The sequence below is a fragment of the Kitasatospora sp. NPDC047058 genome (assembly GCF_040643935.1).
Lineage (GTDB): Bacteria > Actinomycetota > Actinomycetes > Streptomycetales > Streptomycetaceae > Kitasatospora.
Genome location: NZ_JBEYVJ010000056.1, coordinates 15,356 through 33,889 on the forward strand (window position 1 = coordinate 15,356; position 18,534 = coordinate 33,889).

The 18,534-nt window shown below is 71.9% G+C and carries 16 protein-coding genes; 13 read left to right on the plus strand and 3 right to left on the minus strand.

Annotated elements, in window-relative coordinates; translation table 11 throughout:
• The first annotated feature begins 3 nt into the window (after nucleotides 1-3).
• The 8 genes from sufB (at nucleotide 4) to ABZ885_RS11805 (ending at nucleotide 6,744) form a co-directional block, all read left to right on the plus strand.
• Nucleotides 4-1,419, plus strand: coding sequence for a Fe-S cluster assembly protein SufB (gene sufB / locus ABZ885_RS11770; protein ID WP_360186646.1), 1,416 nt, complete (start codon nucleotides 4-6; stop codon nucleotides 1,417-1,419).
• Nucleotides 1,420-1,477: 58 nt separating this feature from the next.
• Nucleotides 1,478-2,710, plus strand: coding sequence for a Fe-S cluster assembly protein SufD (gene sufD / locus ABZ885_RS11775; RefSeq protein WP_360186648.1), 1,233 nt, complete (start codon nucleotides 1,478-1,480; stop codon nucleotides 2,708-2,710).
• Nucleotides 2,711-2,715: 5 nt separating this feature from the next.
• Nucleotides 2,716-3,033 carry a bifunctional 3-phenylpropionate/cinnamic acid dioxygenase ferredoxin subunit gene (locus ABZ885_RS11780; RefSeq protein WP_360186650.1) on the plus strand — a complete coding sequence of 106 codons (318 nt, stop codon included), beginning with the start codon at nucleotides 2,716-2,718 and terminating at the stop codon, nucleotides 3,031-3,033.
• A gap of 6 nt (nucleotides 3,034-3,039) precedes the next feature.
• Nucleotides 3,040-3,804, plus strand: coding sequence for a Fe-S cluster assembly ATPase SufC (gene sufC / locus ABZ885_RS11785; RefSeq protein WP_360186652.1), 765 nt, complete (start codon nucleotides 3,040-3,042; stop codon nucleotides 3,802-3,804).
• A gap of 23 nt (nucleotides 3,805-3,827) precedes the next feature.
• Nucleotides 3,828-5,075, plus strand: coding sequence for a cysteine desulfurase (locus tag ABZ885_RS11790; RefSeq protein WP_360186678.1), 1,248 nt, complete (start codon nucleotides 3,828-3,830; stop codon nucleotides 5,073-5,075).
• A 20-nt stretch (nucleotides 5,076-5,095) separates the two neighbouring features.
• Entirely contained in the window at nucleotides 5,096-5,557 is a 462-nt protein-coding gene (gene sufU, locus ABZ885_RS11795) for a Fe-S cluster assembly sulfur transfer protein SufU (RefSeq protein ID WP_360186654.1), read from the plus strand.
• Nucleotides 5,558-5,576: 19 nt separating this feature from the next.
• The gene (locus ABZ885_RS11800; RefSeq protein ID WP_360186656.1) at nucleotides 5,577-5,960 is read left to right on the plus strand and encodes a metal-sulfur cluster assembly factor; all 384 of its coding nucleotides are present in this window, start codon (nucleotides 5,577-5,579) and stop codon (nucleotides 5,958-5,960) included.
• A gap of 124 nt (nucleotides 5,961-6,084) precedes the next feature.
• Complete coding sequence (locus tag ABZ885_RS11805; protein WP_360186658.1) at nucleotides 6,085-6,744, plus strand: Uma2 family endonuclease; 660 nt, start codon at nucleotides 6,085-6,087, stop codon at nucleotides 6,742-6,744.
• A gap of 64 nt (nucleotides 6,745-6,808) precedes the next feature.
• Here ABZ885_RS11805 and ABZ885_RS11810 read toward each other — a convergent pair whose 3' ends face one another.
• Nucleotides 6,809-8,140, minus strand: coding sequence for an MFS transporter (locus ABZ885_RS11810; protein ID WP_360186660.1), 1,332 nt, complete (start codon nucleotides 8,138-8,140; stop codon nucleotides 6,809-6,811).
• 331 nt (nucleotides 8,141-8,471) lie between these two features.
• On the opposite strand from ABZ885_RS11810, the gene ABZ885_RS11815 reads away from it, so the two are divergent.
• Entirely contained in the window at nucleotides 8,472-10,115 is a 1,644-nt protein-coding gene (locus tag ABZ885_RS11815; RefSeq protein ID WP_360186662.1) for a hypothetical protein, read from the plus strand.
• A gap of 72 nt (nucleotides 10,116-10,187) precedes the next feature.
• On the opposite strand, the gene ABZ885_RS11820 is transcribed toward ABZ885_RS11815, so the two are convergent.
• Complete coding sequence (locus ABZ885_RS11820; RefSeq protein WP_360186664.1) at nucleotides 10,188-10,631, minus strand: VOC family protein; 444 nt, start codon at nucleotides 10,629-10,631, stop codon at nucleotides 10,188-10,190.
• A 165-nt stretch (nucleotides 10,632-10,796) separates the two neighbouring features.
• Here ABZ885_RS11820 and ABZ885_RS11825 point away from each other — a divergent pair, with 165 nt between their 5' ends.
• Nucleotides 10,797-11,990: a hypothetical protein gene (locus tag ABZ885_RS11825; protein WP_360186666.1), complete on the plus strand. Its 1,194-nt coding sequence runs from the start codon at nucleotides 10,797-10,799 to the stop codon at nucleotides 11,988-11,990.
• Between the two features lie 253 nt (nucleotides 11,991-12,243).
• Nucleotides 12,244-13,725: an alkaline phosphatase PhoX gene (locus ABZ885_RS11830; protein WP_360186668.1), complete on the plus strand. Its 1,482-nt coding sequence runs from the start codon at nucleotides 12,244-12,246 to the stop codon at nucleotides 13,723-13,725.
• An 80-nt stretch (nucleotides 13,726-13,805) separates the two neighbouring features.
• Here ABZ885_RS11830 and ABZ885_RS11835 read toward each other — a convergent pair whose 3' ends face one another.
• Nucleotides 13,806-15,476, minus strand: a complete 1,671-nt coding sequence (locus tag ABZ885_RS11835; protein ID WP_360186670.1) for a helix-turn-helix domain-containing protein — start codon at nucleotides 15,474-15,476, stop codon at nucleotides 13,806-13,808.
• A gap of 306 nt (nucleotides 15,477-15,782) precedes the next feature.
• Between ABZ885_RS11835 and pruA the strand changes: the two genes are divergently transcribed.
• Complete coding sequence (gene pruA / locus ABZ885_RS11840; protein ID WP_360186672.1) at nucleotides 15,783-17,411, plus strand: L-glutamate gamma-semialdehyde dehydrogenase; 1,629 nt, start codon at nucleotides 15,783-15,785, stop codon at nucleotides 17,409-17,411.
• Nucleotides 17,412-17,555: 144 nt separating this feature from the next.
• Nucleotides 17,556-18,534: proline dehydrogenase family protein (locus ABZ885_RS11845; RefSeq protein WP_360186674.1), on the plus strand; the 979-nt coding region annotated here is incomplete at its 3' end.

Consider the following 18,534-nt stretch of genomic DNA (forward strand, 5'->3'; position numbering starts at 1 on the left):
CGCATGACTGACACCGTTTCGCACCCGGAGCTCGAAGGCCTGGGCACCTACGAGTACGGCTGGGCGGACCCGGACGCCGCCGGTGCCGTTGCCAAGCGCGGGCTCAGCGAGGAGGTCGTGCGCGACATCTCCGCGAAGAAGAACGAGTCCGAGTGGATGCTGAACCTGCGTCTCAAGGGCCTGAAGCTCTTCGGGAAGAAGCCCATGCCGACCTGGGGCTCCGACCTCTCCGGCATCGACTTCGACAACATCAAGTACTTCGTCCGCTCGACCGAGAAGCAGGCCGAGTCCTGGGAGGACCTGCCCGCGGACATCAAGGCCACCTACGACAAGCTGGGCATCCCGGAGGCGGAGAAGCAGCGCCTGGTCGCCGGTGTCGCCGCGCAGTACGAGTCCGAGGTCGTCTACCACCAGATCCGCGAGGACCTGGAGCAGCAGGGCGTCATCTTCCTGGACACCGACACCGCGCTGCGCGAGCACCCGGAGATCTTCAAGGAGTACTTCGGCACCGTCATCCCGGCCGGCGACAACAAGTTCGCCGCGCTGAACACGGCGGTCTGGTCCGGCGGCTCCTTCATCTACGTGCCGAAGGGTGTCCACGTCGACATCCCGCTCCAGGCCTACTTCCGGATCAACACCGAGAACATGGGCCAGTTCGAGCGGACGCTGATCATCGTCGACGAGGACGCCTACGTCCACTACGTCGAGGGCTGCACCGCGCCGATCTACTCCTCGGACTCGCTGCACTCCGCGGTCGTGGAGATCATCGTCAAGAAGGGCGGCCGCTGCCGCTACACGACCATCCAGAACTGGTCGAACAACGTCTACAACCTGGTCACCAAGCGCGCCGTGGCGTACGAGGGCGCGACCATGGAGTGGATCGACGGCAACATCGGGTCCAAGGTCACCATGAAGTACCCGGCCGTCTACCTGATGGGCGAGCACGCCAAGGGCGAGACCCTGTCGATCGCCTTCGCCGGTGAGGGCCAGCACCAGGACGCCGGCGCCAAGATGGTCCACATGGCGCCGAACACCTCCTCCAACATCGTCTCCAAGTCGGTGGCGCGGGGCGGCGGCCGCACCTCCTACCGCGGTCTGATCGAGATCGGCGAGGGCTCCAAGGGCGCCAAGTCCAACGTGCTCTGCGACGCCCTGCTGGTCGACACCATCTCCCGCTCGGACACCTACCCCTACGTGGACGTCCGCGAGGACGACGTGTCCATGGGCCACGAGGCGACCGTCTCCAAGGTCAGTGAGGACCAGCTCTTCTACCTGATGAGCCGGGGCATGACCGAGTTCGAGGCGATGGCGATGATCGTCCGTGGCTTCGTCGAGCCGATCGCCCGCGAGCTGCCGATGGAGTACGCGCTGGAGCTGAACCGGCTGATCGAGCTGCAGATGGAGGGCTCCGTCGGCTGACGGGAAGCCGCACGCAGTCCCACGTCCGCATTCTTAGGAAGAGAGCACCACGACAGCCATGGCTGACGTCAACACCCCCACCGGCTCCACCACCGCCGGTTCGATCGAGGTCGGCACCGCCGGGGCGGGCGCGCAGCTCGCCGGCCCCGGCACCGGCCGCGCCACCGTCCAGCAGCCGATCGACGCCCGCGTCGCGGTCGAGCCCTCCTACGACGTCGCGGACTTCCCGGTGCCCACCGGCCGCGAGGAGGACTGGCGGTTCACCCCGCTGCACCGCCTCGGCGGTCTGCACGACGGCAGCGCCGCCGGTGCGGACAAGGGCGAGGACAAGGTCGAGCTGAGCCTGCCGGACGGCGTCACCGCCGAGACCGTCGGCCGCGACGACACCCGCCTGGGCAAGGCCGGCAAGCCGGTCGACCGGGTCGCCGCCCAGGCGTTCAGCGCCTTCGAGCAGGCGCTGGTCGTCACCGTCCCCAAGGAGACGGTGCTCACCGAGCCGGTCAGGATCGACGTGCACGGCGAGGGCGGCACCCGCTTCGCCCACGTGGTGATCGACGTCAAGCCGTTCGCCGAGGCCGTCGTGGTGCTGAACCACACCGGCACCGGCACCCGCGCCGCCAACGTCGAGCTGCTGCTCGGCGACGGCGCCAAGCTCACCTTCGTCTCGGTCCAGGACTGGGAGCGCGACGCGGTGCACGCCGCCCAGCAGACCGCCCTGGTCGGCCGGGACGCCTCGCTCAAGTCCGTGGTCGTCACCTTCGGCGGCGACCTGGTCCGCATCCACCCGCGGGTCAGCTACGCCGCCCCCGGCGGCGAGGCGGAGCTGTTCGGCCTCTACTTCGCCGACGCCGGCCAGCACCTGGAGCACCGTCTGGTCATCGACCACGACACCCCGCACTGCCGCTCCAACGTGGTCTACAAGGGCGCGCTGCAGGGCCAGGACGCCCACGCGGTCTGGGTCGGCGACGTGCTGATCCGCGCCGCCGCCGAGGGCACCGACACGTACGAGCACAACCGCAACCTGGTGCTCACCGACGGCGCCCGGGTCGACTCGATCCCCAACCTGGAGATCGAGACCGGCGAGATCGTCGGCGCCGGCCACGCCTCCGCGACCGGCCGCTTCGACGACGAGCAGCTCTTCTACCTGCAGGCCCGCGGCATCCCGGCCGACGAGGCCCGCCGCCTGGTGGTGCGCGGCTTCTTCGCCGAGCTGGTCCAGCAGATCGGCGTCGCCGAGATCCAGGACCACCTGATGGAGAAGATCGAGGCCGAGCTGGAAGCGGCGGTCTGAGTCCGATGAGCTATCTCCGCGCCTGCGCGCTCAGCGAGCTGGCCGAGGACGTGCCCAAGCGCGTCGACCTCAACGGCGTGCCGGTCTCCGTCGTCCGCACCGACGAGGGGGTGTTCGCGATCAACGACACCTGCTCGCACGCGAACGTCTCGCTCTCCGAGGGTGAGGTCGAGGACTGCATGATCGAGTGCTGGCTGCACGGCTCCAGCTTCGACCTGCGCACCGGCAAGCCCTCCGGCCTGCCCGCCACCAAGCCGGTCGCTGTCTACCCCGTAAAGATCGAAGGGGACGATGTGCTCGTCTCCGTCAACCAGGAGTCCTGAGTACACATGGCAACCCTTGAAATCCGCGACCTGCACGTCTCCGTCGAGGCCGAGAACGGCCCGCGCGAGATCCTGAAGGGCGTCGACCTGACCGTGAAGCAGGGCGAGACCCACGCCATCATGGGTCCGAACGGCTCCGGCAAGTCCACCCTGGCCTACTCGCTGGCCGGCCACCCCAAGTACACCGTCACCGGCGGCTCCGTGCTGCTGGACGGCGAGGACGTGCTGGAGATGTCGGTCGACGAGCGCGCCCGGGCCGGCGTCTTCCTCGCGATGCAGTACCCGGTCGAGGTCCCCGGCGTCTCGGTCTCCAACTTCCTGCGCACCGCCGCCACCGCGGTCCGCGGCGAGGCCCCCAAGCTGCGCACCTGGGTGAAGGAGGTCAAGGAGGCGATGGCCGCCCTCCAGATGGACCCGGCCTTCGCCGAGCGCAACGTCAACGAGGGCTTCTCCGGCGGTGAGAAGAAGCGCCACGAGATCCTCCAGCTGGAGCTGCTCAAGCCGAAGATCGCGATCCTCGACGAGACCGACTCCGGCCTGGACGTCGACGCGCTGCGCATCGTCTCCGAGGGCATCAACCGGGTCCGCTCGACCGGCGAGGTCGGCACCCTGCTGGTGACCCACTACACCCGCATCCTGCGGTACATCAAGCCCGACCACGTCCACGTCTTCGCGGGCGGCCGCATCGTCGAGTCCGGCGGTGCCGAGCTGGCCGACAAGCTGGAGGAAGAGGGCTACGAGTCCTACGTGAAGGGCGGCGCTTCCGAGTGACCCGTACCCACTCGTCGGGGGTCCTGCCGGGCCTGCTCGACACCGACGCCATCCGCAAGGACTTCCCGGTCCTGCAGCGGCTGCTGCACGACGAGAAGCCGCTGGTCTACCTGGACAACGCGGCCACCTCGCAGAAGCCGCGCCAGGTGCTGGAGGCGCTGAACGCTTACTACGAGCGGCACAACGCCAACGTCCACCGCGGCGTGCACGTGCTGGCCGAGGAGGCCACCGCGCTGTACGAGGGCGCCCGGGACAAGGTCGCCGCGTTCGTCAACGCGCCGAGCCGCAACGAGGTGATCTTCACCAAGAACGCCTCGGAGTCGCTCAACCTGGTCGCCAACATGCTCGGCTGGGCCGACGAGCCCTACCGGGTGGACGCCGACTCCGAGATCGTCATCACGGAGATGGAGCACCACTCCAACATCGTCCCGTGGCAGCTGCTCTCGCAGCGCACCGGCGCGAAGCTGAAGTGGTTCGGGCTGACCGACGAGGGCCGGCTCGACCTGTCGAACATCGACGAGCTGATCACCGAGAAGACCAAGGTGGTCTCCTTCACCCTGGTCTCCAACCTGCTCGGCACGGTCAACCCGGTCGAGACCATCGTCCGCAAGGCCCAGTCGGTCGGCGCGCTGGTCGTCATCGACGCCTCGCAGGCCGCGCCGCACATGGTGCTGGACGTGCAGGCGCTGGAGGCCGACTTCGTCGCCTTCACCGGCCACAAGATGCTGGCCCCGACCGGCATCGGCGTGCTCTGGGGCCGCCAGGAGCTGCTGGAGGACCTCCCGCCGTTCCTCGGCGGCGGCGAGATGATCGAGACCGTCACCATGGGCTCGTCCACCTACGCCCCGGCGCCGCACAAGTTCGAGGCCGGCACCCCGCCGATCGCGCAGGCGGTCGGGCTGGGCGCGGCCATCGACTACCTGTCGGGCATCGGCATGGAGAAGATCGCCGCGCACGAGCACGCCATCACCGCGTACGCGGTCGAGCGGCTGCTGGAGGTCCCGGACCTGCGGATCATCGGTCCGCGGACGGCCGTGGACCGCGGCGCCGCGATCTCGTTCACGCTGGGCGACATCCACCCGCACGACGTGGGCCAGGTGCTGGACGAGCAGGGCATCGCCGTGCGCGTCGGCCACCACTGCGCGCGGCCGGTCTGCCTGCGGTACGGAATTCCGGCGACCACGCGGGCGTCGTTCTATCTGTACTCGACGCCGGGCGAGGTCGACGCCCTGATCGACGGCCTGCACCACGTCCGGAACTTCTTCGGCTGACGGGACGGGGCTCGACGATCATGAAGCTCGACTCGATGTACCAGGACATCATCCTGGACCACTACCGCAACCCGCACGGCAAGGGGCTGCGGGACGGCGACGCCGAGGTGCACCACGTCAACCCCACCTGCGGGGACGAGATCACGCTGCGGGTGAAGCTCGACGGTGCCACGGTCGCCGACGTCTCGTACGAGTCGCAGGGCTGTTCGATCAGCCAGGCCAGCGCCTCGGTGCTGAACGACCTGGTGGTCGGCAAGACCGTCGGCGAGGCGCAGGCCGTCCAGGAGGCGTTCCTGGAGCTCATGCAGAGCAAGGGCCAGGGCGAGGGCGACGAGGAGGTGCTGGAGGACGCGGTCGCGTTCGCCGGCGTCTCCAAGTACCCGGCCCGGGTCAAGTGCGCGCTGCTGAGCTGGATGGCCTGGAAGGACGCCACCGCCAAGGCGCTCGCCGAGCACCCCGCCGTCGACGGCACGAACAACTGACGCAGAGGAGGACAGAACCATGAGTGACACCGACGCCACCGCCTCCCCCGCTGCGGAGGAGGCCCCCCTGGGCATCGTCGGCACCACCGCCGGCACCGTCTCCGTCGAGGACCTCACCGAGGCCCTGATGGACGTGGTCGACCCGGAGCTGGGCATCGACGTCGTCAACCTGGGCCTGATCTACGGGATCCACATCGACGAGTCCGACGTGGCCACCATCGACATGACGCTCACCTCGGCGGCCTGCCCGCTGACCGACGTCATCGAGGACCAGGCCAAGACCGCGACCGACGGCCTGGTGCAGGACCTGCGCATCAACTGGGTCTGGATGCCGCCGTGGGGCCCGGACAAGATCACCGACGACGGCCGCGAGCAGCTCCGCGCACTCGGCTTCAACGTCTGACGGTCGGGTCTTCGTCAACCCGCTGCCGCGCAAACCTCCCTTTCGAGGGAAAGGTCTGCGCGGCAGTGGTATATCTGCGACCAGGCGGCCAGGCTGGTGCCGCGACCTCGGAGGGAGCGAAGTCATGTCGGTGGTTGCGTTCGCGCAGTTGCTTCTGCCTGACTCGCCGTACGCCATGTGGGTCCGCGGAGAACTGGACGAATACCTCCGGCTCCCGGACGACGGCACGCGGGTTGAGGTGATCGGAGGGGAGATCGTCGTGTCACCGGCGCCGGTTTATGCCCATGGAGGGATCCTCTCCGACGTTCAGCGAGGCTTTGAGCGGGCTTGGTTTCTCGATGCCGCCTTCCCGTGGCGGGCCGTGCAGACCATCAACCTGGATCTGGTCGAGATCGGTGACGGCTACATCCCCGACATGGTGGTTCTGCACAGGGACGTCGATGCCGAGAAGCGGGCGGAGGATCCACTCCATCTCTACCCGCACGACCTCGGGCTGGTGGTCGAGGTCACCTCGTCGTCCAATGCGCGCCACGACCGGCGGCCCATGTTCGGCCGACAGGTGAAACCCGCCAAGTGGAGCGGGTACGCGCGGACTGGGGTTCCGCACTACCTGCTGGTCGATCGCGATCCGCGGCAGCCGGGGATCACCCTGTTCGGCGAGCCGGACAAGGCCGACGGGACGTACGAGGTCCTTGGCGAGTGGAAGTTCGGCGAGTCCGTCCGGTTGCCCGAGCCCTTCGGTGTCGAGGTCGGGACGGATGCCTGGAAGCCCTGGTCCGCGTAGACCGGGGCCGAACACGCCGCCGCCCGGGACGTGGTGTCGTCCCGGGCGGCGGCGTTCGCGTGGGTCAGGCCTGCTTGGGGCGCTTGGCCACGGCGAGGGCCAGGCCCGCGCAGAGCAGGGCGGCGAGGCTCGCGAAGCCGCTGACGGCCGGGAGCAGGCCGTAGTGCTGGACGAGGGCGCCGACGCCGACGATCGGGAGCGAGCTGCCGAGGTAGACGATGATCCACAGGGAGCTGAGCTCGGAGCCCCGGCGCTCGGGGTTCATGGCGGCGACGGCGGTGGTGAACAGGGAGCGGAAGGCCACGCCCTGGCAGGCGCCGCCGAGGACGCTGCCGATGAAGAGCAGCGCGGGGGTGCCGGTGTACTGGGCGGCGACCACCAGGCCCAGCCCGGAGGCGAGGCCGGTCATGCCGAGGGCGATGACCAGGCGGTCCGAGGTGGGCGGGACGAGCAGCTGGGCGACGGCGGAGGAGCCGAGCAGCAGCGCCGCCACCACCGCACCGATCAGGTGCGAGTCGGTGTGCAGCAGCTTCGCGCTGAAGGCCGGGGCCAGGCTCAGGTAGACGCCGAACACCGCGTAGGAGATGAAGCCCGCGGCCGAGGCGAGCAGGAACTCGCGGCGGCCGGTCACCGGCAGCGCCAGGCGCTGCGGGCGCAGGTGGGCCGGGGTGGTGATCCGCGGCGGCGAGGCCGGCGGGCGGTTGCGGCCGGGCATCCGGGGGTGGACCACGGCCAACGGCACGCAGAGCGCCATCAGCGCGATGGCGTGCAGCAGGAACGGCGTCAGCAGCGGGTCGGAGCCGCCGGACAGCAGGGCGCCGACGACCGGGCCGAGCGCGACACCGCCCGCGGAACAGGCCAGGGTGAGCTTGGCGGCCAGCGTCGGGTGGTCCGGCAGCAGGTCCCCGAGGGCGGCTCCGGCGGCGCCGGTGGAGAACCCGACCGCGATGCCCTGGACGGCCCGGCCGAGGGCGAGCTGCCAGAAGCTGCCGGCGGTGGCGAACACCACGTCACCGGCGGCCGCCAGCGCCACGGCGGGCAGGATCATGGCGCGCCGGCCGAGGTGGTCGGACCAGTGGCCGACCACGGCCAGCACCGGGACCAGCGCGAAGATGTAGATCGTGAAGAGGATCGAGGTGTCGATCGGGGTGAGCGCCAGGCGCTGCTGGATCAGCGGGTAGATCGGCGTCGCCAGATTGGCACCGATCAGCATGAACAGCAGGGCGGTCGAGACCAGGCCGACGCGCACGCCGCGGACGGCGTTCCAGCGGCTGATCGCGGCGAGCTGGAGCTGGGCGCGCGGCGCGAGCTCCAGGGGAAGCAGGGCCTCCGACAGTCGGCGTCCGTCGAGCTGCGCAGTGCGCAGGCCGGTGCCGGCGGGGGAGAGGTCCGCCATGAAAGGGATCTCCTGTGGCAGGGCACCACCGGGTCGGCGGGGTGTGCCGGCGCGCCCGTCCGGAGGCGCTGTGGTGGTGGCCGCGGTACGGGGCTCCCTGGTGGAGCGGATGAGCTGAGGATCGGGCGTCGTTGCCCGGTGGCCCGCGCGGGGTGTGCACGGCACCAATCCGAAGGATAAGGGGTGGGCGCACGGTCGCGGCGCGCGCCCCGGGGGCCGGGCATCGGGCGTGCCCGCCCTATACGCTGAGGTAGGAGACCGGTACGCGGAGCTGATCGGCTGACATTGGGGCCGACCGGCTGACCGCTGGCTGTAGGGAGAACGCGCAACGATGGCCGGACGACGTCGGAAGAACGCTGGGGCCGCGGCGACGGGCACGCCGGGTGAGGGCGCGGTGCTCCCGGCCGACCTGGAGCTGCAGGACCTCTACGGGGCGTTCGCCGCGCACGGGCTGGACGACGAGGACCTGGACGACGCCGCCGTGCTGGTGCCGCCGGTGAAGCTGCCGGCCGAGGACGAGCTGGCCGCGCAGGCGAAGGCCGTGCCGATGTTCGGGTATGCGCTGAAGCTGGCCCGCTGGACGGCCCCGCACCGGCCGGTGGACGAGTTCGGGGACCTGACCGGCCCGGACCGGGCGCCCGCCGCCCGGCTGCTCGGCCTCGCCCCGGAGCAGGGCGACGCGCCCGAGGAGGCCGTGGTCGAGGCGATGCGGGCCTGGTCGCTGGCGTGCGACCTGGACCTGATCGAGATCGGCACCACCGCCGCCGGCGAGCACGTGGCCGTCCCCGGCCCGGACCTGGAGCCGGCCGAGGAGGGGGACCCGGAGACCGTCCTGGAGCTCTGGCTGACCGCCGCCGGGATCGTCCGGGAGCTGGCGGTGGAGGCGGACTCGCTGCCGGAGGAGGAAGAGGAGGGCGGGGAACCGTCGGTCGCGGCGGGCGAGGAGGACGAGGAGCGGCTCGCGCAGGTCGAGGAGGCCCGTGACGAGGCCGCCGAGCTGCTCGACGAGGCCCTCCAGGTGCTGTACGAGACGACCGCCTTCGCCGAGCCCGGCACCGAGACCGTGCCGCTCGGCGTGCTGGCCGCGCTGCTGGTCGTCCCGGAGGGCGAGGAGCCGAGCGAGGAGCTGCTCGGCGACATCACCGACGTGATGGTGGCACTGGACCCGATGCTGGGCGACCTCGCCGAGCTGGGCCTGCTGGACTACCGCCCGATCGACCCGGAGCTGTTCGACGAGGAGGAGGGCGGGGAGGGCGACGGGCCGGCCGCCCCCGCCATCGGCGAGGAGCCGCTGGACGAGGAGGAGTCGGCCCGCTTCGGCCTGGTCCGGCTGACCCCGCTCGGCCAGTACGGCATCCGGCAGTGGCTGCTGGAGGACGGCTACGACGCGCCGCTGGTCGGCGAGCTGGCCCAGGGCGACGCGGCCGAGCTGCTGCGCTCGGTGTGCGAGTCGGCCAACGTGCTGCCCGACGAGGAGCTGCGGGTCTGGATCACCGGCCGGGAGCCGGTGGAGGCCGCGCGCGAGCTGCTCGCCGCGTCGCGCGGCAGCGACGCGTACGCGCCGATGCGCCGGATGCTCTGCCAGCTGGCGCTGACCATGCTGGGGGCGCCGGCCGAGCCCGCCGTCCGGGAGGTGCTGGACGACCCGGAGCTGGGCGGGGGCGCGCGGGCCTGGCTGGCCGGGCTGGGCGCCACCGACGTGCCCGCGCCGGAGCGGTCGATGGCGCTCTGGACGGTGGTCGACACCTTCGCCGCCCAGCTGCTCGACACCGGCGGCGACGCCGAGCTGCTGCGCGAACTGATCGCCGACCTGCCGGTGACCGACAACCCGGCGAGCTACTTCGGCGAGCTCTGGCGGGTCGACCACCCCTACACGGCGGACGTGCTGGAGGCGGTCGGCGAGCTGCACCTGGACCGGACGGTGGCCAAGGAGGCACGCAAGGCGGCGTTCAAGGCCCGGTCGAAGGGGCAGTGACACCCGCAGCGGCACCCGCAGCGGCACCTGCAGCGGCACCTGCGGTGACACCGGTGGTGACACCCCCGGTGCTCACGGCAGGTCCAGCGAGCCGTCCTCGGTGAAGGGGAAGAAGGGGTTGTGGGCCAGCTCCCAGAGGTGGCCGTCGAGGTCCTCGAAGTAGCCGGAGTAGCCGCCCCAGCCGGTCGTGACCGGGGGCTTGACCACCGTGGCACCGGCGGCGACGGCCGTCTCCAGGGCGGCGTCCACCCGCTCGGGCGATTCGAGGTTCACCGCGAGGGTGACGCCCCGGAACGAGGGCTCGCCGGTGGCGGGCACGCCCGCGTCGGCGGCCAGCTCGTCGTAGGGGAAGAGGCCGAGCACCGAGTCGGCCGTCCGGAACCAGACGATCTCCGGGCTGGAGGCCGACGAGCGGCGCCACCCCAGCGCCTCGTAGAAGCGGGCGCTGGCGTCGAGGTCGGCCACCCCGAGGGTGACGATGCTGATCCGGGCAGGGAAGTCCTTGGCTGCTGTCATGCCCGACAGCGTAGGAAGCCGGACTGACAAACCCCGGACCTGACACGGCGTGGTGCGGGCGGATCCGCCCGCTCGGGCAACGGAGCTGATGACCCGGCAGGTCGGGCCACGTATCGTGTCCCGCAGGCGCGCGGGAGCGGCGAGGAAGCGGGGGTGCGGCGCGGGATGGCGTGGGAGAACGGTGGCAGGCAGGACGGTCTCCGGGGCGACGGGCCGAGGCGGGTGGACCCGCGCGGGCGGGAGGACCGCTTCGCCGACCAGGAGGAGTTCGCCCGCCGCACCCTCGCCGCGGCGGACTTTCCGGTGTACGGCGTGGCGGCCGGGGTGGACCCGGAGGGCGACGCGCTGGCCGCCTTCGAGACCTCGGACGGCGTGCTCTCCTGGGTCGAGGTCCGGTCCGGCGACCGCACCGCCGCCGACGGCCCGTACGTCACCGTGCGCACCCACCGGCCCGGCGCCGAACGGTCCGGCGCGCTGCCCGAACTGGAGGACCTGGTCGAGGACGAGCGCGACCGGGTGTACGAGCAGCTCGGCGTGGACGAGGGCGACGACTGCCCCGGGCGGGTCCGGGCGCTGCGCGAGTGGATCACCGTGGACGGCGAGCCGCGGGCGGTGGAGGTGCACGAGGACCGGCGCGAGCTCTGGACGTGCCCGGACGCCGTTCCCGGCGACTGTCCCCGGCCCGGGGCCGGGCCGGTCTGGGCCGGCCGGTTCCGGGTCGGCGGGCTGACCGTCACCGTCTGCGGGCGCGGGGTGCCGCCGGGCGGCCTGGAACTGGCGCCGGTCGACGACGTGGAGCGGTACCTGCGCGGCCGCACCGCGCTGATGCGCTCGCTCGCCTCCCGGCGCAGCCGGTACGTGCCGGTGGAGGAGCGCGAACTCCCCCCGGTCACCGGGCTGGAGGCGCACCGGGCGGTGATCGAGCACAGCATCGCCGAGTCCGCCGCGATCGAGGCGCAGGTGCGGGCCGGGCGGACGCCCCGGCTGCCGCGCGGGCTGCGCGGCGAGACCGGCTCGCTGCGCTGGGAGGCCGCGGTGCGCCAGCAGATGCGGCTCGCCTCGGAGAGCCGGGAGGAGGCGGTCGCGGCGGTGACCGCGATGGTCAACCACCTCAACCGGCTCTCCCGGCGCACCCAGTGGGTGGTCGGCACGCCGGAGGGGGAGGCCGCGGTCGAGGAGGTGATCCGCCACACGGTGTTCGCCAGCGAGGTGGCGAGCCTGCCGGCGCAGCGCGCCTGGGCGCAGCTGTGGCGGGACCGGCCCTGCGCCGAGGGCGGCGGCCAGGACGGGCAGCGGCTGGGGGAGCAGCTCTGGCTCTCGGCCTGGGAGCAGTGGCGGACGGCCCGCACGGGGCGGTGAGCGGGGCCCGGACGGGGCGGTGACCGGGGGCCCCGGACGGGGCTGCGGGGCTGTGACCTGTGGTGCTCACGGCAAAGAACGGGTCATGGATTCGAATAAGGTCGGCAAAAGACCACTCTGACGAGGCGTCCGATTCACCGGGTGTTCACCGCACCGGCGGAGTCTGCTGGGCGTCGACGACCTGCCTCGACACCCCGCACGCCGCGCACCGGGCCCGCCCCGGTCGGCGCCCCACCTCTCAGGAGTGACTGACATGTCGCTGTCCCGCCGGGACTTCGTCAACCGTTCCACCCTCGTCGGGGCCGGCGTGCTGATCGCCGGCAGCGCCGAGGCCCTGGCCAGCGCGCCGGGCGCGATCGCGGCCCCGGTCGGCGGCGAGGTGCAGGCCGCCGCCACCGCGGACGCCGAGCGTGCCGCCGTCGGCTACGGCCCGCTGGTCAAGGACCAGGCGAACCTGCTCTCGCTGCCCAAGGGCTTCCGGTACACCGTGCTCAACCGGGCCGGCCAGACGAAGCTGCGCACCGGCGAGTTCACCCCGAGCAACCACGACGGCACCTCCGCCTTCGAGGACGAGCACGGCGGCAACCTGCTGGTCGTCAACCACGAGCTGAGCGGCGCGCGCGCCAACTGGCCCAACCCGGTCCCGCTGACCGAGGGTCACGTCTACGACCCGGGCGCGGCCGGCGGCTGCACCATCGTGCACGCCAAGGCCGACGGCAAGGTCGAGCAGTGGGTCGGCATCGCCGGCACCGCCACCAACTGCGCGGGCGGCGTGTCCCCGTGGGGCACCTGGTTGTCCGGCGAGGAGACCGAGGACAAGGCCGGCAAGAACGGCTTCACCAAGGACCACGGCTACATCTTCGAGGTCGACCCGTTCGACGACGACTACAACCGTGACCCGCAGCCGGTGAAGGCCTTCGGCCGGTTCGCGCACGAGGCGGTCGTCGTGGACCCGAAGCGCGGCCACGTCTACCTGACCGAGGACGCCTCGAACCCCAACGGCCTGCTGTTCCGCTGGACCCCGCCGGCCGGCTTCAAGCACGGCCGCTACCAGCTGCGCAAGCTCGCCGCCGACGCCGGCGTGCTGGAGGCCTTCAAGGTCTTCGACGCGCAGGGCAAGTTCGTCGACGACCTCTCGCGCGCCACCAAGGTCGGCACCACCTTCGGCGTGGACTGGGTCAAGGTCCAGGACCGCGACGCCCAGACGGTGTCCATCCGCAAGCAGTTCAAGGACGGCGAGGTCACCCGCGCCCGCAAGCTGGAGGGCATGTGGTGGGGTGACGGCGGCTTCTACTTCGTCTCCAGCTTCGCCCGTTCGGAGAGCCCGGTCCAGCACGACGGCCAGGTCTGGTTCTACAGCCCGGTCCGCCGCACCATCACCCTGAAGGTGCTGCTCGGCGTCAACACCGACGTCTGGGGCGACCACGACAACTACGACGGCCCGGACAACATCACCGTCTCGCCCTACGGCGGCATCGTGATCGCCGAGGACGGCGAGGGCGTCTCGCACCTGTTCGGCGCGACCGAGGAGGGGCTGACCTACCCGATCGCCCGCAACGAGCTGAACATCGGCACCGCCGAGAAGCCGGAGTTCAGCGAGTTCACCGGCGTCACCTTCTCGGACGACGGCAAGACCCTGTTCGCCAACATCCAGACCCCGGGCATCCAGCTGGCCATCACCGGCCCGTGGCACCGGCTGAAGGAGCACAAGCGCGGCCAGGGCTACGGCGAGTGAGCCTGACGCGCTGACGGAACGCGGAAGGGGCCTGCTCCACGGAGCGGGCCCCTTCCGGGCGTCCGGGGGCGTCCGGGCTCTCACGCGTCCGGGGGCAGCCGCAGCTGGAGCATCGCCAGCAGCCGCTGCTGCGGCTGGGCCAGGTCGAGGCCGGTCAGCTGCTCGGCCCGGCGCACCCGGTAGCGCAGGGTGTTGGGGTGGATGTGCAGGGCGTCGGCGGCCACCCGGACCTCGCCGAGCGCGTCCAGCCAGGCCAGCACCGACTCGGCGAGCCGGGTGCCGTGCCGGCGGTCGTACGCGGTGAGCGCGGTCAGCCGCGGGTCGCGCAGGCCGCCGCGCTCCTGCAGCAGCGCCACCATCTCGCTGACCAGCACCTCGGCCTGGACGTCGATCAGCGCGGCGACCTCGAGGTCCACCCCGCCGCGGCCCATCGCGTCCAGGATCCGGTCCGCCTGGGCCCGGGAGTCGGGCACCTGGGCCAGGCCGTCCACCGTGGAGCCGATCGCCGCGCGCAGCGGGACGCCCAGGTGGTCCCGGGCCGCCACGACGACCTCCTGGGCCCAGTCGCGGACCGTCGTCATCGGCAGTCCGGCGGGCAGTTCGGGCAGCAGCACGTACACCCGGGACTCGATCGGGGCGAGCAGCGCGGCGCGGTGCCGGGCGGCGGTGTGCACCGAGATCAGGCCGGTCACCTCGGAGCGGGTGAGCGCCTCGGTGGTCCGCGCGCTGTACGCCAGGACGGTGGCCGGGCGGCGCAGGTCCAGGCCGAGGTGGGTGGCGAGGGACTGCGGGCCGGTCGAGCCCTCCAGCAGGCCGGTGAGCAGGGTCCGGGTCAGCCGGACGTCCGCCGACAGCTCCCGGCGCCGGCGCACCAGTTGGGCCGCCGCCACCCGGGCCGCGCCGACCAGGGCCTGTTCGGCGAGCGGGGCGAGCGGCTGGGCGCCCTCCTGGACCCAGATGGTGCCGAGCGGCTGGGCGCCGGCCCGGATGCCGATCGCCAGCCGGCGGCGCAGGCCGAGTTCGGGATGCGGCTCGACCGCGATGGGGGCGTCCGAGGTGCGCAGGTGCTGGAAGATGCCCCACTCGCGGAGCTTGGAGAGGTACGGCTCGGGACCCTGCCAGCCGAGGATGGAGAGCCGCCGGAGGTCGTCCACCTCGTCGGAGTCGGAGGAGCGGGAGTAGGCCAGCACCCGGCTGGAGGTGTCCTCGATCGAGACGATGCCGTTGGTGAGCACGGCGACGGTCTGGGCGAGGGAGAAGAGGTCGCCCGCGTTGTGCTCGGGGGTGCCGGCCGCGTCCGGGGTGTCCGGGCCCGCGATGATCGCGCGGGCCAGCGAGTCCAGGTGTTCCCAGCGGGTCTCCCGGCGGACCGAGAGCAGCGCGACGCCGGCCTCGGTGGCGGCCTCGCGCAGGGCGTCGGCCTGGCCGGGGGCGTCCAGCTTGACCGCGACGGCCGCCGCACCGGCGCGGCCGGCGGCGCGCAGGGCGGGGAGGGCGGCCCGGCCGCGGGCGCCGATGGCGAGGACGAGTTCGCCGGCGGCCGCGGCCGGCGGGTCCTCGGGGTCGAGGATGGCGACGTCGCGCACCGGGACGTCCAGCCCGTGGGGGGCGGCCTGGAGCTCGACCAGCGGTTCGCCGAGGGACATCAGCAGTTGACGGAGCGGGAGGCCGGGGGTGGCTGCGAGTCCGGAGGCGGGCGGAAGGCCGGTGGCCGGGAGTCCGGGGGCGGTCGGGAGTCCGGGGGTGGTCATCCGGGTCTCCTTCATCCGCTCGGACAATGCCGTGTGGTTGATTTTAGCCGGGCGGACAGTGCTTCCGCCGGGTTCGCGCCGGGTTCGCGTGGAGCGGGGTGGCCGGCGCCGTCACCGGACCGGCGCCGGGGCGGCCGCTGCCGTGACCGTGCCGTGACCCCTTCGTCGGGCCGGACAACGCCGTACGGGGGACTTTAGCCGCCAGGCCAATCAAGTGGGCCCCGGTGCAGGAATAGCGTTCGTCGTGTGGCCGACGTGCGACCCGCGTCGGCATCCCCGCATCAACCGAAGGAGAGCGTGCGCTCTATGGACGCTGTGACCCAGGTCCCCGCGCCGGTGAACGAGCCGGTCCACAGCTACGCCCCCGGCAGCCCGGAACGGGCCCGCCTGGAGGCCAAGCTGAAGGAGCTGGGCGGCCAGGAGCCGGTCCAGCTGACCATGACGATCAACGGTGAGCGCCGGATGGGCGGCGGCACCGAGATCCACGTCGTCCAGCCGCACAACCACGCGGCGAGGCTCGGCACCCTGCGCAACGCCACCCAGGCCGACGCGCAGGACGCCATCGACACTGCCCTGGCCGCTGCCCCGGCCTGGCAGGCGCTCTCCTTCGACTCCCGCGCCGCGATCTTCCTCAAGGCCGCCGACCTGCTGGCCGGCCCCTGGCGCGAGACCCTGGCCGCCGCCACCATGCTCGGCCAGTCCAAGACCGCCCAGCAGGCCGAGATCGACACCCCGTGCGAGCTGGTCGACTTCCTGCGCTTCAACGTGCACTTCGCCCGCCAGATCATGGCCGAGCAGCCGATCTCCTCGGACGGCGTGTGGAACCGCAGCGACCACCGCCCGCTGGAGGGCTTCGTCTACGCGATCACCCCGTTCAACTTCACCGCCATCGCCGGCAACCTGCCGACCGCGCCGGCGCTGATGGGCAACGTGGTGCTGTGGAAGCCGTCCCCCACCCAGCAGTACTCCGCGCACCTGCTGATGCAGCTGCTGGAGGAGGCCGGGCTGCCCAAGGGCGTCATCAACATGGTCACCGGTGACGGCCTGGACGTCTCCGCCGTCGCGCTGAAGCACCCGGCGCTGGCCGGCATCCACTTCACCGGCTCCACCGCCACCTTCCAGCACCTGTGGCGCGAGGTCGGCACCAACATCGCCGGCTACCGCACCTACCCGCGGATCGTCGGCGAGACCGGCGGCAAGGACTTCCTGGTCGCCCACCCGTCCGCCGACCCGGCCGTGCTGAAGACCGCGATGACCCGCGGCGCCTTCGAGTTCCAGGGCCAGAAGTGCTCGGCGCTCTCCCGCGCGTACGTCCCCGCCTCGCTCTGGGCCGGCCTCAAGGACGCGTTCCGCGACGAGGTCGAGAGCCTCACCATGGGCGACGTCACCGACCTGTCCAACTTCATGTCGGCCGTCATCGACGACCGCGCCTTCGCCAAGAACAAGGCCGCCATCGACCGGGCCCAGGCCGACCCGCAGGTCGAGGTGCTGGCCGGCGGCACCTACGACGACTCGGTGGGCTACTTCGTCCGCCCGACCGTGCTGGTCTGCCAGGACCCGGCGAGCGAGTACTTCCGGGACGAGTACTTCGGCCCCGTCCTCGCGGTGTACGTCTACGAGGACGAGAAGTACGAGGAGATGCTGGCGCAGATGGAGTCGGTGTCGGCCTACGGCCTGACCGGCTCGATCATCTCCCAGGACCGCGCCGCCGCCCAGGACGCCATGCACAAGCTGCGCTTCGCGGCCGGCAACTTCTACATCAACGACAAGCCGACCGGCGCGGTCGTCGGCCAGCAGCCGTTCGGCGGCGGCCGGGCCTCCGGCACCAACGACAAGGCCGGCGCCAAGCAGAACCTGGCGCGCTGGACCTCCACCCGTTCGGTCAAGGAGACCTTCGTCCCGCCGACCGACTACCGCTACCCGCACATGGGCTGAGTGCCCCCGGACCTCGTGGTCCCTGACGCCCGGTCCCGCAGCCGGGCGTCCCCCACGGGCGGCGGACTGCCCACCCCTCCGGTCCGCCGCCCGTCGTTCTGCCACTTTCTGCCACCCTTAGAAGCACCAGCTCCAGGAGTCACGATGCTCCGTTCCGCCCTCCTCGCGGCCTCCCGCTCCCCGCAGGTCCGCACCGTGGTCGAGAAGTTCCCGCCGACCCACGCCATAGTCGAGCGCTTCGTCGCCGGCGAGAAGCTCGACGACGCGGTCACCGCCTGCGACGACCTCGTCGCCACCGGCCGCAAGGTCACCCTGGACCACCTCGGCGAGGACACCCAGGACGCCGCCCAGGCCGCCGGCACCGCCGAGGCCTACGAGCACCTGCTGGCCGCCCTCAAGGACACCGGCCTCGCGGCCGGCGCCGAGGTCTCGGTGAAGCTGTCGGCCGTCGGCCAGTTCCTCCCGGTGGACGGCGAGAAGATCGCCCTGGAGAACGCCCGCCGCATCTGCGAGGCCGCCGCCGACGCCGGCACCACGGTGACCCTCGACATGGAGGACCACACCACCACCGACTCCACCCTCGCCATCGCGCGCGAGCTGCGGGCGGACTTCCCCTGGCTGGGCGTCGTCCTCCAGGCCTACCTGCGCCGCACCGAGGCCGACTGCCGCGAGTTCGCCGGCGCCGGCTCCCGGGTGCGCCTGTGCAAGGGCGCCTACAAGGAGCCCGAGTCGGTGGCCTTCCAGGGCAAGCGCGAGGTCGACCTCGCGTACGTCCGCGCCCTGAAGGTGCTGATGGCGGGCGAGGGTTACCCGATGATCGCCTCGCACGACCCCAACATGATCAAGATCGCCGGCCAGCTGGCCGAGTGGAACGGCCGCAAGCGGGACTCCTTCGAGTACCAGATGCTCTACGGCATCCGCCCCGAGGAGCAGCTGCGCCTCGCCGGCGAGGGCAACACGATGCGCGTGTACCTGCCTTACGGCGAGGAGTGGTACGGCTACTTCATGCGCCGCCTGGCCGAGCGCCTGCCTGACCATGCGGGAGCGCGAGATCGTCATCGACCGCACGTGCGCGCGGTGCGGCTGCGAGTACGAGTGGGGGGTGCACGTGCTGGTGTTCGCC

Coding starts and splice junctions, on each gene's coding strand:
- sufB (WP_360186646.1), top strand. CDS start 4: ATGACTGACACCGTTTCGCACCCGGAGCTCGAAGGCCTGGGCACCTAC.
- sufD (WP_360186648.1), top strand. CDS start 1,478: ATGGCTGACGTCAACACCCCCACCGGCTCCACCACCGCCGGTTCGATC.
- ABZ885_RS11780 (WP_360186650.1), top strand. CDS start 2,716: ATGAGCTATCTCCGCGCCTGCGCGCTCAGCGAGCTGGCCGAGGACGTG.
- sufC (WP_360186652.1), top strand. CDS start 3,040: ATGGCAACCCTTGAAATCCGCGACCTGCACGTCTCCGTCGAGGCCGAG.
- sufU (WP_360186654.1), top strand. CDS start 5,096: ATGAAGCTCGACTCGATGTACCAGGACATCATCCTGGACCACTACCGC.
- ABZ885_RS11800 (WP_360186656.1), top strand. CDS start 5,577: ATGAGTGACACCGACGCCACCGCCTCCCCCGCTGCGGAGGAGGCCCCC.
- ABZ885_RS11805 (WP_360186658.1), top strand. CDS start 6,085: ATGTCGGTGGTTGCGTTCGCGCAGTTGCTTCTGCCTGACTCGCCGTAC.
- ABZ885_RS11810 (WP_360186660.1), bottom strand. CDS start 8,140: ATGGCGGACCTCTCCCCCGCCGGCACCGGCCTGCGCACTGCGCAGCTC.
- ABZ885_RS11815 (WP_360186662.1), top strand. CDS start 8,472: ATGGCCGGACGACGTCGGAAGAACGCTGGGGCCGCGGCGACGGGCACG.
- ABZ885_RS11820 (WP_360186664.1), bottom strand. CDS start 10,631: ATGACAGCAGCCAAGGACTTCCCTGCCCGGATCAGCATCGTCACCCTC.
- ABZ885_RS11825 (WP_360186666.1), top strand. CDS start 10,797: ATGGCGTGGGAGAACGGTGGCAGGCAGGACGGTCTCCGGGGCGACGGG.
- ABZ885_RS11830 (WP_360186668.1), top strand. CDS start 12,244: ATGTCGCTGTCCCGCCGGGACTTCGTCAACCGTTCCACCCTCGTCGGG.
- ABZ885_RS11835 (WP_360186670.1), bottom strand. CDS start 15,476: ATGACCACCCCCGGACTCCCGACCGCCCCCGGACTCCCGGCCACCGGC.
- pruA (WP_360186672.1), top strand. CDS start 15,783: ATGGACGCTGTGACCCAGGTCCCCGCGCCGGTGAACGAGCCGGTCCAC.